10 protein-coding genes and 2 pseudogenes are annotated in these 13,535 nt (G+C 56.6%); 7 read left to right on the forward strand and 5 right to left on the reverse strand.

Translation table 11 applies throughout. The annotated features are described in order from the left end of the window. Both ACV1FX_RS16865 and ACV1FX_RS16870 read left to right on the forward strand, forming a co-directional pair. A pseudogene (locus ACV1FX_RS16865) lies at positions 1 to 198 on the forward strand (hypothetical protein); the annotation flags it as partial. After that, positions 165 to 329 carry an ImmA/IrrE family metallo-endopeptidase gene (locus tag ACV1FX_RS16870; RefSeq protein WP_473118833.1) on the forward strand — a complete coding sequence of 55 codons (165 nt, stop codon included), beginning with the start codon at positions 165 to 167 and terminating at the stop codon, positions 327 to 329. The pseudogene ACV1FX_RS16865 and the gene ACV1FX_RS16870, both read left to right, overlap by 34 nt. 891 nt (positions 330 to 1,220) lie before the next feature. Here the strand turns inward: ACV1FX_RS16870 and ACV1FX_RS16875 are convergent. Then, on the reverse strand, positions 1,221 to 2,255 hold the full coding sequence (locus ACV1FX_RS16875) for an LLM class flavin-dependent oxidoreductase (protein ID WP_473118683.1): 1,035 nt from the start codon (positions 2,253 to 2,255) through the stop codon (positions 1,221 to 1,223). Between the two features lie 43 nt (positions 2,256 to 2,298). Continuing rightward, positions 2,299 to 3,390, reverse strand: coding sequence for a pyridoxal phosphate-dependent aminotransferase (locus ACV1FX_RS16880; RefSeq protein ID WP_473118684.1), 1,092 nt, complete (start codon positions 3,388 to 3,390; stop codon positions 2,299 to 2,301). Between the two features lie 966 nt (positions 3,391 to 4,356). Between ACV1FX_RS16880 and ACV1FX_RS16885 the strand changes: the two genes are divergently transcribed. Together ACV1FX_RS16885 and ACV1FX_RS16890 are read left to right on the forward strand one after the other, a co-directional pair. Further along, the gene (locus ACV1FX_RS16885) at positions 4,357 to 5,304 is read left to right on the forward strand and encodes a trans-sulfuration enzyme family protein (RefSeq protein WP_473118685.1); all 948 of its coding nucleotides are present in this window, start codon (positions 4,357 to 4,359) and stop codon (positions 5,302 to 5,304) included. A gap of 5 nt (positions 5,305 to 5,309) precedes the next feature. Continuing rightward, positions 5,310 to 5,600, forward strand: coding sequence for a hypothetical protein (locus ACV1FX_RS16890; RefSeq protein WP_473118686.1), 291 nt, complete (start codon positions 5,310 to 5,312; stop codon positions 5,598 to 5,600). A gap of 140 nt (positions 5,601 to 5,740) precedes the next feature. Here ACV1FX_RS16890 and poxB read toward each other — a convergent pair. After that, positions 5,741 to 7,463, reverse strand: a pseudogene (poxB, locus tag ACV1FX_RS16895) (ubiquinone-dependent pyruvate dehydrogenase). Between the two features lie 104 nt (positions 7,464 to 7,567). Then, positions 7,568 to 8,467 carry a LysR family transcriptional regulator gene (locus tag ACV1FX_RS16900; protein ID WP_473118687.1) on the reverse strand — a complete coding sequence of 300 codons (900 nt, stop codon included), beginning with the start codon at positions 8,465 to 8,467 and terminating at the stop codon, positions 7,568 to 7,570. A gap of 896 nt (positions 8,468 to 9,363) precedes the next feature. On the opposite strand from ACV1FX_RS16900, the gene ACV1FX_RS16905 reads away from it, so the two are divergent. The 3 genes from ACV1FX_RS16905 to ACV1FX_RS16915 all read left to right on the forward strand — a co-directional run bounded on the left by ACV1FX_RS16905 (position 9,364) and on the right by ACV1FX_RS16915 (position 11,513). Further along, positions 9,364 to 9,582: a hypothetical protein gene (locus ACV1FX_RS16905; protein ID WP_245288080.1), complete on the forward strand. Its 219-nt coding sequence runs from the start codon at positions 9,364 to 9,366 to the stop codon at positions 9,580 to 9,582. Positions 9,583 to 9,812: 230 nt separating this feature from the next. Then, positions 9,813 to 10,271: a MerR family transcriptional regulator gene (locus ACV1FX_RS16910; RefSeq protein ID WP_084801533.1), complete on the forward strand. Its 459-nt coding sequence runs from the start codon at positions 9,813 to 9,815 to the stop codon at positions 10,269 to 10,271. Positions 10,272 to 10,403: 132 nt separating this feature from the next. Further along, a complete protein-coding gene (locus ACV1FX_RS16915) occupies positions 10,404 to 11,513 on the forward strand; it encodes a branched-chain amino acid ABC transporter substrate-binding protein (protein WP_473118688.1) in 1,110 nt (369 codons plus the stop codon). Positions 11,514 to 11,833: 320 nt separating this feature from the next. Here the strand turns inward: ACV1FX_RS16915 and ACV1FX_RS16920 are convergent, their stop codons facing one another. Then, positions 11,834 to 12,823: a LysR family transcriptional regulator gene (locus ACV1FX_RS16920; protein ID WP_473118689.1), complete on the reverse strand. Its 990-nt coding sequence runs from the start codon at positions 12,821 to 12,823 to the stop codon at positions 11,834 to 11,836. Positions 12,824 to 13,535: the final 712 nt, after the last annotated feature.

Here is a 13,535-nt window from a genome sequence, read left to right on the forward strand (position 1 = left end):
CGCCGGACTCGTAGCTGCGATGCGTCGACAACACGCCCGATCATCTATGCAAACCGTCCTCTTCAAGACGGAACTCATTTTGCCGATCAGCTCATCAGCAACAAGGTGCGGGAGACACGCCGCTTACGATTGAGCAGCAGGCTCATCGTTTTGCCGGCGCCTTTCTGTTTCCACGAGAAGCATTTCGTTTTGAGGTGACGCGTCCGACGCTGGACTATTTCTGCGCGCTCAAGAAGCGATGGGGGATGTCAATCGCCGCTATGATCTATCGAGCGTTCGACCTGGGCATGATCGACGATAGGAAAAGAGCGTTCTCTATCGAAATTTGACGCGGCGAGGCTGGCGTGGCCCATTGCAAGAGCCATTCGACAACCCGTCTGAGATGCTGATCGAACGGCCGAGAATGATCCGCCGTGGAATGCGGGTTGTCATTGAGCTCGGGACAAGCAACGTAGCCATCAAAGCCGCGTTGAATTTGCCTGAGAAGGAGATTGAGCAGATCGCGGGCTTAGAGCCAGGTTCTTTCGACCTGCGGCCGAGGTTCATAGCCTTGCGACGGCGAAACGGCAGACGCTGAAAGCAGTCGACGTCGAAAGCGGCGAGGTAATAGAGTTTCCGCACGCCACAAAGCGTTCCTAATCTCGCATCCGATAAGCCCCATCGGCCGAGCCGCGAGGAACGAGAGGGGCAGCAGACTCGGGAAGCCGCGCAGAAGTCAAGTCGCGTAAGCAATCCGCGACGCGGCAAACAAACTTCGCATCGCGCGGTGTACTTCACTAGATGGAAGCCGCCCGAGAGGCGGTACCTAGCATTTCCAACGGTCCACGTGCATTGGCCGACTCAAGTTCCTCGGACGTGCCGAAGGCTCAGAACGCCAATGTGTCATTCCATGAAGGTGTCCGCCAGGCAAGTTCAGCCTGATGGATGTCGAGAGCTGGTTGGAGGCTGGGACGCTGCAGCTCAAGGAGGCGCAGCACACGATTTTATCGGAGTGCGTTTGTCGTCGTTCCTCAAGTGTTGTGGGCAGCGGCTGTATAATGGATACGTGAGCAGCGCAAGAAACGAGCCTGCCGAAAGGCGAGTGACAGGAGTGTTAGGAGGGTCGGCCAATGTGCAAAGCGCAGCTGCACAATGAACGAGGTGACCACCATTGCTCAGCATTTGTGAGGCTCAAAAGACAGCGCCTACCACTATCGATCCCTAGCGCCGGACGGCAAGCCTTATGTTCGGCCAACTCCCGCAGCGACTTCAGACCGAATGATGGTTGCGGTGTTCAATGAGGCCTCTAGCGAGAGGTCCCCAAATGCGAGCTGACAAAGAAGATAGTTGGCACCTGCCTCTTCCAGATGATTAAGAAGTGTTTGTCGTATTGAAGCGGCCGTCCCGACAACGCACAACTCACTCTCGATTGCTGCATCGAACGTCAAGGGCAGGTTTTGTGGAGTGGGGATGTTGTTGCGTTCATAAAGGAACTTGAAGCTGTCGAGCCAGCGTCCGTAAGCAGGTGCAGCGAGTGAATAAGCATCTGCTTCAGAACTTCCAGCCACGACCATGCGAAGCAAGCCAAGAAACGGCGACGGACCATTCGCGTCTGAGCGTTGCTCTCGACGCGAGCGGTATGCGTCCGTGACCCTCCGGACGGACGATGAGGGTCCAAGACTCGCGATGTTTGCACCGAGTTCCGCGGCCCAGCTTGCCGAATCGGGTTGATTTACAGCGATCCATGTCGGGGGGTGCGGCCACTGACGAGGCGTCAGCGTCAATGGAACCTCGTCCAATCGGTAATGGATACCCTCGTAGGAGAGCGTGCCGCCTCGCATAGCTTTAACAAGGATTTCGCTGGCTTCCGTATAACGTCCCGGCGCCGCGTCTGCACTGACGCCGAAATATCCCAACTCAACCGGGAGGGAGCCGCGTCCGATGCCAAGTTCAAGCCTGCCGCCGCTCAAGTGATCCAGCATACAGGCCTCTTCAAAGACTCGCAGCGGATGGTGAAGGCTAAGCAGCATAACCAACGGGCCGATGCGAAGATTGGTTGTGCGTTGAGCGACGCTGGACAAGAACAGATTCGGCGAAGGACTTCTGCCATGTGGAGTGCAATGGTGCTCTGCCAGATGATAGGCATAGAACCCCAGGCGGTCGCATGCCTCGGCGAGCAGCAGCCGATCGTCATATTGTTTGGCGACATCACGGCCGTTCGCGTCCAGGTGATCGAAGATGCCGAACGTCAGTGTTGAAGAAGGGAGATTTTTCACTTGACCACCTCGAGAATTGCAGCAGGAGAGCTATCGGCTTGGCTTAGAGCGAAGATCTGGAAATGTCACAGACCGCTGAAAGAAACGTATCCATTTGCGTGTCTGTGCCGATTGCAATGCGTATGAAATTTTCGAGACCGCTTTCAGGAAAGAATGCAACAAGCACGTTGTGGCCCTGCAATGCGGCTTGCCACCAAGCGCCATCGTGCTCGCCGGGCACCCGAGCCAGCAAAAAATTGGCGTGGGAAGGCAATACCGAAAACCCAAGTTTGGACAGCTCAATTGTCGTTCGCTCTCTTGCAAGCATGATACGTTGGTGGTTCTCCTCGAAGGCGGCCCGATGCGCAATGATGCTCGCGCCGACCGCATGACCAATCACATTCATGTTGAAGAGGTTCTGCATGGTACGCAGCCTGCCGATGAGCTCGGGGTGACCGAAGCCGAAGCCGATGCGAAGGCCTGCGGTGGCATAACTTTTCGAAAAAGTTCTCAGTACCAGAAGATTTGAATAGCGGTTGACGAGCCGTAGTCCGTTATCGGGCGCAAAGTCGACATACGCTTCGTCGAGCACGATCAGTCGATCCGATTGTGCTACGAGCCTTTCGATATCGGCGATCGGAACAAACGTTCCCGTCGGATTGTTCGGATTGGCCACCACGATGAACTTGGCATCTCTGGCGGGACCGAAAAGCAGTTGGTGCGTGGGTAAGGAATGGGTCTTACCCCACCCGACCTCCAGAAGTTGAGCTTCGTGCAACATGGCGAGCTTGCGGTTGAACGAAAATCCGGGCGATATCATCGCGACGGTGTCGCCCGGAGCGAGGAACGCTTTGTAGATGAGACCGAGAAGTTCGGACGATCCGTTCCCAGCAATCACCTGATCGGCGGACAGGCCGTACACACAGGCCGCTGCCTCGCGTAAGCCGGCGTTCTCGTTTTCCGGATACAGATAGTGCTGCTCAAGGGCGGCAATCGCGCTTTGTCTGACGATTGGCGGCAACGGGAATGGGTTCTCGTTCATGTTGAGTTTGACGCAATTAGCATCAAGCGCGGGCGGAGCAGGCGGTGCAACATCCAACTGTTTTGCCACGTGCGAGAGGGACGAGAGTGCGCTTAGCAGCCTTGCGTCTGACATGTGGTCGCTCCGTCGAAAAGCATGGGTTCTGAGCATGGCGATGGTCCGATCTGGCTGAACACCCGGGTCTTGGCGCATGAGCTTCCGCACCAGCAGGCCGACCTGTCTCTTCACAGTCGGACGGCGCGGGGCTTCACCCGTTTTTAGATATCTATCCTAACAGTTGCATGAATGCAGTAGCGAAACCGTAACTTGCGTTACTCGTTCCTTGTATTGCGAGGGGTAAGCCGGTCGGATGTGTGCTCCCGCATGATACCTGCATTGAGTGCTGTTCAACTCCAGCGAAGGCGCATTGTCGGCCTGGAGAACTTCGTCGACATCTCGATGAAGACTGTCGGCGGTGAATTCAGGCAGATCGATGTCTGCTGTTCGGTAACGGCGGACCTCAAGAATGCCCGCCGTGCGGCCGCCGGTCATGCTTGGAGTTGAGGGACATCGTAGTTGTTCTCCAGCAGGGAGATATAGATGCTCTTGGGCGCTTTCTTGGACGTGATCGAGGAGCGTGACAGACTGACGCGGCGTAAACATTTGCGTTTGAGACATTCACAACCCTCGTTCCAGAGCCATCGACGGCCCCGATGCCCTACTTGTTCTGGTAGTGTACAACTTGACCCCACGTTCGTTTCAAGGGGGCCGATAGTCATTGGACAATGTGTCCTACTCGCTACAATGAGACTCGCGCGCGCTAACGATCGACGAAATCGCCAAGCCATCAAGAAACTGGTCGAACAAAAGTGCAGCGAGGCAGCCGTTCCACAAAATTGCGTGAGCGACAACTAGCTCAAAGCCGCATTGACCTTTCATTCATCGCCAAAGGAAGCGAGAGAGCTGCAGTAGCATTGCTCGAGAGTGGCATTGTTGTTGCAGAAGCTATGCAGTCGAAGTGGGCAGGTGCTCCAGAGCGTGCCCATAGAGCGTGCCCATATGGCACGAGCGGGAAGGAAATGCGATGGAAGAGAAATTGCCATGGAGGATCTGAACGACAAGGAGCCAGGAGACACAGAAACCCTACTTTGTCACCTAGGTCGTGCGCCGGCCGAACATGCCGGGATGGTGAATGTGCCGATCTACTGCGGTTCTACCATTGTTTCGGAGACCTTGGAGGATTGGGATATCCGGAACAAAGACACTCCGAGCGACGGTCGCCTTGGCTCGCCCCTGTCTCGCGCGCTTGAAGCGGCCGTTTGCAAGTTAGAGGGTGGCTTCCGTTCGATTCTCTTCCCATCAGGGCAATCTGCTTGCACTCATTCGCTGCTTGCGTGTCTAAAGGCCGGCGACGCTATTCTGATCAGCGACGGCGTTTACGCGCATGTGAGAGCCTTCGCGGATAGCGTTCTTGCGAGACTGCAGATCAAGGCACAGTATTTTTGTCCAACCCGCCCGTCAGAATTGGCGGCAAAGATCAGCGCAAATACACGGGCCATCTATCTGGAGTCGCCGTCGTCCACGACCTTCGAGGTTCAAGATGTGCCAGCACTCGCGGCCATTGCACATCAGTCAGGCGCGCTTGTGATCATGGACAATACCTGGGCGACACCTCTGTATTTCAGACCATTCGAGCATGGGGTCGATATATCGATCCAGGCCGCGACGAAGTATATCGTTGGTCATTCCGATGCATTTCTTGGCGTTGCAACTGCGAATGAAGCGGCATGGCCTGCACTGAAGTCTACCGCGCACCATTTCGGCGAAATTGGCGGACCAGATGACATTTATCTGGCTCTCCGGGGACTGCGTAGTCTGGCTTTGCGCATGAAGCGGCATTGGGAAAAATGGCCTTATTCTGGCGCAAAGCCTGCAGACACATCCAGCTGTCGACCGGGTGTTGCACCCGGCCCTTCCCGACGATCCCGGCCATATCATTTGGAGAAGGGATTTTTTTGGGCGCCAGTGGACTCTTCGCGATTGTTCTGAAGCCCATGTCACGGGAACAACTTTCGGTTCTCTTCAGTCGCCTGCGCCTCTTTGGGATTGGTCTGTCCTGGGGCGGGTACGAAAGTCTCGCTCTGCTTGTCGAGCCACCAAAGCGAACGGAAGCCTCGCACGCGTTCGCAGGACCGCTGATTCGCGTACACGCGGGCCTGGAGAGTCCCAACGAGTTGATCGCGGACATGCACAACGCACTGAGCGCCGCCTGCAACGCTGCAACTGATGGCATTGAGCGCCAGGAAATGAGCGAACTCGTCAGTCAATGCCAAGTAGTCAGTTAGCGCTGGTGCTTTAACCTTAAGTAGTGTCGCAAAGGGGCCTCGTGGCTGCGGCGCTGACACGCATCAGTTAGGCACGAACGTCTCGTCGAATGCGTGGGACATGAAAGCGGCAATGCGCGGCCGCGCAGTGTCTCATAGTCTCAGCGCCAGAGGTTTGTCCTGGCAAGATCAATGACCTCATCGGTCCGGCCATTCACAATTGCTTTAAGCGTGTAGAGAGAGAAGCCCTTGGCCATCTCCATCGTGACGGAAGGCGGCACGGCGAGCTCGGTCCGATTGACGACGGCGTCGATTAAAGCGGCCCTTCGTGCGCGAGCGCGGCGGCGATGCCGTTGTCTACCTCCGAGGGATGTTCAAGGCGCACCCCATACATACCAGCGGCTCTGGCAATTTCGGCAAAGTCTGGATTGTTGAGCTCGGTCCCGAAATTGAGCAATCCCGTCGACTTTTGTTCCAACTCGATAAAGCCGAGAGTACCGTTATTGAAGACGACGGCTTTCACTGGCAGGTCGAGTTGCACAAGGCTCAGCAAATCGCCCATCAGCATCGTAAAGCCACCGTCGCCCGAGAGGGAGATCACCTGTCGACGAGGATACGTGGCCTGTGCCCCGATAGCCTGAGCCATGGCGTTGGCCATTGAACCGTGCCAAAACGGCGAGGAGGCGACGTTGACCGTTCATCGCCAAATAACGCGCGGCCCAGACGGTAGCCAGGCCGACGTCGCAGGAAAAAACGGCATCGTCAGCCGCCTGGTCGCTGATTGCTTTAGCGACCTGTTGAGCATGGATGAGCTGGCTACCTGGCTTGATCTCGGCTAGCCCGTCCAGCTGTTTGCGGGTCCGGGCATAGTGTTGTTGTGCTCTCTTGAGACGCTAATCATTGGACTTGGAAGACAGACGTGGCAGCAAGTCCGCCAGAGTTGCGCGGACATCACCAACCACCGGGAGGTCGATAGCCACCCGGCGACCTAGATGTTCCGGACGTATGTCCACTTGCGCAATCCGTACGCTGCTTCCCTGAGGATAGAACTGGCGATAGGGGAGATCGCTTCCAAGGATAAAAAGAACGTCGCAATCGGCATGGCGTAATAGCCCGAAGATAGGCCGATCAGCCCGGTCATGCCGACGTTGTAAGGATTGTCCACACGTTCTTTGCCGCGCAGAGCATGCACGATCGGCGACTTCAGCCGCTCGCCGAGCGCCAGCAGTTCATCATGGGCCCCGGCGCAACCAGACCCGCAAAGAACGGTTACCCGCTGAGCTCTGTTCAGCATGTCGGCGAGGCGATCGAGTTCGGCGGCCTTCGGCGAGATCACCGGCTGCGGAGGCCGCAACCCAGCGAGCTTCGGCCGCATCCTATCGGCCGCAGGACGAAGTGCCACATCACCAGGAATGACGACGACGGAAACGCCGCGCTTTCCCACAGCCTCGCGGATGGCTGCCTCAAGGATGCGTGGCATTTGATTGGCGCCGGAGACCAGCTCACAATAGTGGCTACACTAAAGAGGATCTCGGGATGGCTATCCCGAAAGTACGACACGCCGATCTCTGCCGAAGGAATGTGTGCAGCGATCGCAAGCACTGGCACGCGCGAACGATGACAATCAAAGAGGCCGTTAATGAGATGGAGATTGCCTGGCCCGCAGCTTCCGGCGCAGACGGCGAGCTCGCTGGTCAGATGTGCCTCGGCACCGGCCGCAAAGGCGGCCACTTCCTCGTGCCGGACATGAATCCAGTCGATGCATCCGTGACGGCGGATCGCATCGGTAAGGCCATTCAGGCTATCCCTAACGATTCCATAGATGCGCTTGACCCCCACCTTAGCAAGAGTGTGGGCGAACTGATCTGCAACAGACTGCGCCATGACCCATGTCTCGTCCGAGAGATTGACTTAGCGAAGCGCGAATGCCTCGCAAACATATCTACGGCGCAGCGCGATATCGCGTAAATGAATTGTTCGACTGCAATTCAGTCGCCACTGGCATGATTGTCTTCGCGCGTGCAAGCCACCAGATCTAGCCACGCCCTCGCGGCATGTGACAAATAAGCACCGCGGCGCCAAATCATTGCAATGTGCCAGTCCATATCAGCTTCATCGAGCGGCACCCTGGCGATCGACAGATGTTTGCGTTGTTCCGCGATCATCCGTGGCAGAAAAGCGGCCCCCATGCCCGTCGCAGCAAGCTCGACGATAAAATCAATCTGGCTGCTACGCGCGACGACTCGCGGCTCAAAGCCGTGCCGATGACACGCGTCTAAAATCACCCGGTTCAATGCAAATCCGGTTTCGAAGAGAATGAGCGGTAGATCCCGCAATGCCGGAAGATCAAGGGATCGGCACCCCGAAAGCTCGTGATTCACCGGTAGCACGACAGTAAGGGGCTCGCGCTTGACGTCCTGCCACTCAAAGCCTTCTGACACCGGGAGAAGCGAGGCCGCAAGTTCGATCTCCCCCGATAGCAAAACCTCCTCAAGCCGCTCGCTTCCGTACTCCACGAGCCGGATATCAACGCCCGGATAACGTTCGCGGTAGATCGCAAATAGCTTTGCGAACAGCGTGCCGCTACCCACCGGTGGCAGACCGAGCTTGAGAATGCCGCAGTCAAGGCCGCGCAGATCGCCCAGTTCTGAAATCAGATCGTCCCGCTCCATCAGAATCCTGATCGCACGGCGGTAAACAATTTCGCCGGCAGCGGTAAGCTTGCTGCGATGGCCGATCCGATCAAGTAGCGGGACGCCAATCTCATCCTCGAGCTGCTTGACCGCCTTGCTGACTGTGGACTGAGTCGCGAATACGACTTTGCCGGCCTTGGAAAACCCGCCTTGCCGTACGACCTCGACGAAAGCACGTAATGTCCGAAACTCCATGTGAATTCCAAAATCGAATAGACTCTAGTCGATCAATTCATTCGAGAGAGTGCCGCGAGCTTCAGGCCGAAAAGTGTTTTCTTGTTCTTGCTTGTTTAGCGCGGGTTTTCTCTTCCGGACGAGTTGTCTTACATATTGGTCATGCTCTTGCACTTTGCGGCGAGGTCGCGATCGGCTCGACACGCTGCTTTGATGTCGAGTGTCGCAGCGTGGTTCTTTGTTGGCGCCGACCCAGGACTACAAGCGGCTCATTTTTCGCTAGTAGCAACATTCTCTTTGAATGCAATCGGAATCAGGATCGGGCCCCGGTGTCTGAACCTCCGCCGATGATCCTCTGCGCATCGTCTCCAACTAAAGGCAGCGCAAGGTTGAGGCCGTGCCGGAAAAGGCAGTACGGCTTTCTCGACTTGGTGACGAGGTCGATCGGAACGGCCGCTCGGGTGTATACCGCCTTGTGTTTCAGGCAAAAGATCTGTGCTGCATGCCTTGGCGTGTCAAATGCTCGAAAACTGCTCAGTCTTCCGGATGCGTTTGTCTAAGCGCTGGGCGGTTCGGTGCAAGCCAGATCAAAACGATCGCGAAAGAATGCCGAAGAGCGATGAATGATCTCACGAGCTCTGCACATAAATGCCCCTGACGGTCGCTACACCTACGTTGCGTCTGGGGCATCTCCTTCCGCCCCTGTGCACTAGGAAAAGTCCAGTCGACGAGTAAGAATAATCCAGTCGACATTGCGTTTGCACGCCTCCATCGGGCCAGCGCGCTTTCATGTTGCATCGCGCGACAAATCGACCTGCGCATGGGCGCGCCGCAGGTCGGTCGTCTTTTTGCCCTAACGCAGACAAATGCCCTTGCAAGGAGCCGAGCCGCCGACACGATGTTCGACAGGAGAGACGGTGCAAGTGTTGCAGGTAAGAAGTGGTGTCTTCGATCCGGAAGACCTTTCCATGTTGGGAAAGATCTTTGATGAGGCGGTGGCGGCGCTGCCGGCAAGTATGCGAACTCCCATCAACAGAACGGAGATCGCCAAGCTTGTGCTTGGACGCACAGCCGCTGGTCAGGCCGAATTGGTCCTCCTCAGGAAGCTGATGGTAGCCATTGCTTCTGCCGTTTAGTTCAGCAGAGGTCCAATGCTTCTCTGGATGCGCCCATGACGAGGTCATCCGACGCGAAGTCTTCAGTGTGTTGCTGCTGGCTTCTTGCATGTCACATCCGCCCGGTGAAGCGCTTCCCCGGTAGGCAAAGTTCGATATCTCGAGCGAAAACTTCGCAACAAGATCGCCCGGCCGTCAAAACTGCTTGAACCTCACGTGGCGTTAGGTTGTAGGTTTGAAAATTGAGAAACATGACCAGACCTACAGTACTCAGGCGTCGATGGCGACGCATCGGTGAACTTGCGGATGCGACCGGCGTGACGGTGCGCACTCTGCGTCACTATGAGCACACGGGATTGCTGGCCGCCTCGCAGCGCACGTGCGGTGGTCACCGGATCTACGACTGTGAAAGCCTCAGAAGAGTTTATCATATTCTGGCGCTTCGTGAGCTCGGATTCTCTCTTCGAGAGATTCGCAAGGCGATGGACGGCAGAACGTCGCTTCCTGACTTATTGAGCGAGCAATTGGAACGGGCGGAGCTTCAGGTCGCGCGTGCAACAAAGTTGCGCGATCGTCTGCGCAACATCACGAAGAATACGGAATCGGATGTCAGTGTAGACGAGCTACCCGCTCGCCTTGATGCAATGTCGCGAGAGAGCTGTGGTCAGACGCGCCGGCGGGCACGCGCTCCCGATGATGCGGATCGATAGTGGCGGCAGGAGAACGAGGGTTGCGCGAACGATCGGTCAACAACGCGACGTTATGCGTGCTGCAACAACCACGACGCAGGTGCCACACGAGCGCAAATTGTAGCGCGAATCAGCCGACGTCAGGGGCCTCAAATGGCATTCCTACGCATGAGTTCATTTGCCTGTGCAGCGGTCTTTGCTTTCGTGTTGGTCTCCGGCGCCTCCGCTGACGATGTTTACGTTGCAGTGGCCGGACCTATGACAGGCAGCAACGCTGCGGTTGGTGCTCAGATGCTTTACGGCGCAAGTGCGGCCCTGGATGATTTGAACTCTTCCGGATTGCTTCCAGAATTCAAGATTAGATTGACCGTCGCCGACGACGCCTGCGATCCGAAGCAGGCCGTTGCGGTAGCCAATCGGCTGGCGGCTGATCAGGTGAGGTTGGTTGTTGGCCACTATTGTTCTTCTTCCTCAATTCCCGCTTCCGACGTTTACGCCGAAGCCGGAATTATTCAGATTTCGCCCGGATCAACCAATCCTCAGCTGACCGAGCGGGGTCTGCGAACGGTGTTTCGGATCTGTGGCCGCGACGACCAGCAAGGTGTAGTGGCCGCCAACTATATCCTGCAGCACCACTCCAACAGCAAGATTGCCGTCCTCGATGACAAGAGCACAGCCGGCAAGGGCATTGCGGATGTCGTTGCGTCTCGTCTTCAAGATGCGGGTCTGCAGATTATCATGCGGCAAAGCTATATGGCCGGCGGAAAAGACTACACCGCGCTGGTATCAAGAATGAAGAGGGAAGGTATCGAAATCGCCTATATTGGTGGCTATTACGCCGAAATCGGCCTTATTGTACGCCAAGCCGCAGACGCACACGCTCATCTCACGGTCATGGCTAACGACCCGCTGATGACGGGCGAATTCTGGGCGATTGCGAGCAGTGCCGCAAATGGCACTCTCTTCACATTCATGCTCGATGCCACCAAAAACGCGGAGGCGGCCGACGTCGTAGCCAGATTGAAAGCAACAAAACGAACTGCGGAAGGCTACACGCTTTATGCTTATGCCGCTGTACAGGCGTGGGCTCTTGCGGTGAGGCGCGCTGGCTCTTTCAACGCTCTGCGCGTTGCGAAAGCGCTTCGTTCGCAAGAAGCGGAAACCGTGATTGGCCACGTGCGGTTTGATGCGAAAGGCGACAATTCATCTGCCGGTTTCGTCGTCAATCGCTGGCGCGACAACTCGATCGAGAGGGTCGAGTAGACCAGATAGCGGTGACCGAACGAGCGACCTGAACTTCAACAAGCCCGCCGCCGGATTTGGCCAATCGATCGCCCAATAGAGTTGCGCTGGACGAGAATGCGATCCTCCGAGGCAACCATCGCGGGTCGAAAGACACCCGCGATCAACGTGGCCGGGTGGATCAGGGAGAGAACGCTCGAGCTGCTTGACAGAAATAATGTGCTGCGAAGAGCAGCCTCCGAAGAATCACCGGGGACGGAAAGCTGTATCGACTCGGGACTTCTCACTGTCGTCGAGCCAACATTCCTTGGAGCGAGCGAAATTCCTGCGAACCGCGGTTGTCATTCCGACGCGTCTACCGCTGTGTCTTTAGCTTGCGAAGAGTGGTTCGGAAGATCCCGTAGGGGTGTCTTGGCGCGGGGAGAGACCAGGCGCCCTGCCTCCTGCAACAAAACCTCACGCATCCATATGCTTGCCGGATCAGTATTGTGAAGGGAAGGCCATTGGACGGCCTCGGTAAAGCCCGGAAGCGGTAGCGGGAGTTTAGTGATCCGTAGCGGCATCGCTTTTGCGAAATACTTCACGAGCGTCAGTGGCATCGTCGCTATTCGGTTGGTTCCAAGTAACATGGGAGGGATCATGCTGAAGCTTTGCACGACGACCTCAACGCGTCTCTTGATGCCGTGCTCTTGCATAAACCATTCGTCTATGGAAGGCACTCGATTGCTCCCGAACTTGACCGCGACGTGCCCCAACGACATGTACCTCTCGAATGTAAGCTGCCGCGATAGGTGCTTGTTCGAGCGGCAGCCGACGCACACGAGTGTCTCGTCGAAAAGGGTCGCCTTGGGGTGCGCGTCCGACATGTACAGCTCGGGCACGATAAGAAAATCGATTTCGGCGCGTTGGAGAGGGTGATCGAACGGATTCGCGAGAGGCATCAACTCGAATCTGACGCCGGGCGCATCTCGTGCGACACGCTCCACGACATGTCGAAACCACACGACCGTAGCAAAGTCAGACAGGCTGATCCTAAAGCGCCGCTCAGACTCGCTCGGTTTGAATGTATCCCTGGAGGTAATGGAGAACTGGATGTGAAGTAGAGCCTCGCGAGTTGGAGCAGCGAGGGCTTCCGCACGTGGAGTCGGAATAAGTTCGCGGCCCTTCATCGTAAAGAGGTCGTCTTTGAAATACGCGCGTAGGCGGCCAACCGCCGCGCTCATGGCCGGCTGGCTCAAGTTGATGCTGCGTGCTGCTGCCGTGAGGTTGCGCTCGGTCATCAGAGCATCGAGCGCGACGAGGAGATTAAGATCAAGCCCTCGGAAACGCATTGTCACCTATCCGCAGTGTAGATGTTTCTCATCCAAACAATCGATTTTACGAATTCGCTCGGCGCCGTCTAGGAAATCTCCAGTACCTGAGCAATCGGGTAGGTTTCGGAGAAGCAGAGCGTGGCACCGCAAATCGCAAGCATTGGTGATGGAGTGTCGTCAGCGGTTGTGCGCAACAGCTTAGCTCGGCGTCCGTCATTGTATTGTCACATCCGAATGCATTGCATCGATTCCAGTGTTAACCACTCATGCGAACGCCGGCCGAGCGCACACGCGGCGAGCCGTCATGCCCGCTTTAAGAGAACAAATGAGCGGCAACAAGTTCGTCGCGCGCATCAAGCTCGGCGCCAGATATTGGACGAGGCAAATGAAGCCGCGGCTAACACCCTCGTGTCCTGCTTTCCGTGCCCGCGATCAGCATATCTGCCGTGCGGCCAGAGGAGCGTGACGTCGCTTGCAGCGGAGTCGCAGTCCCTTCGCCCGGTCGAGACAGTTTCTACAATGGGGTCGTCTCCCACTGCAACTGTAGGCGGCTCAATAATGCGGCCAGGAGCGCGATTTAAACCATCGTATATGCTCCGCATACCATTCAATGGAGGGCGTCTACCTCGATATGATTGGGTAACTGGGTGGTCCTTCGATAACTTGAGTACCACACATCGCGGCCGCGGAGGATTTGAGGCAGTAGACAGAGCACGACCTGTAACAGAGC

It is taken from the genome of Bradyrhizobium ingae (assembly GCF_055791185.1).

Excerpts from the sequence above, each read along its gene's own strand:
- ACV1FX_RS16880 (WP_473118684.1), bottom strand. The coding sequence starts at position 3,390 with ATGTCAGACGCAAGGCTGCTAAGCGCACTCTCGTCCCTCTCGCACGTG.
- ACV1FX_RS16915 (WP_473118688.1), top strand. The coding sequence starts at position 10,404 with ATGGCATTCCTACGCATGAGTTCATTTGCCTGTGCAGCGGTCTTTGCT.
- ACV1FX_RS16890 (WP_473118686.1), top strand. The coding sequence starts at position 5,310 with ATGTCACGGGAACAACTTTCGGTTCTCTTCAGTCGCCTGCGCCTCTTT.
- ACV1FX_RS16910 (WP_084801533.1), top strand. The coding sequence starts at position 9,813 with ATGACCAGACCTACAGTACTCAGGCGTCGATGGCGACGCATCGGTGAA.
- ACV1FX_RS16885 (WP_473118685.1), top strand. The coding sequence starts at position 4,357 with ATGGAGGATCTGAACGACAAGGAGCCAGGAGACACAGAAACCCTACTT.
- ACV1FX_RS16900 (WP_473118687.1), bottom strand. The coding sequence starts at position 8,467 with ATGGAGTTTCGGACATTACGTGCTTTCGTCGAGGTCGTACGGCAAGGC.
- ACV1FX_RS16920 (WP_473118689.1), bottom strand. The coding sequence starts at position 12,823 with ATGCGTTTCCGAGGGCTTGATCTTAATCTCCTCGTCGCGCTCGATGCT.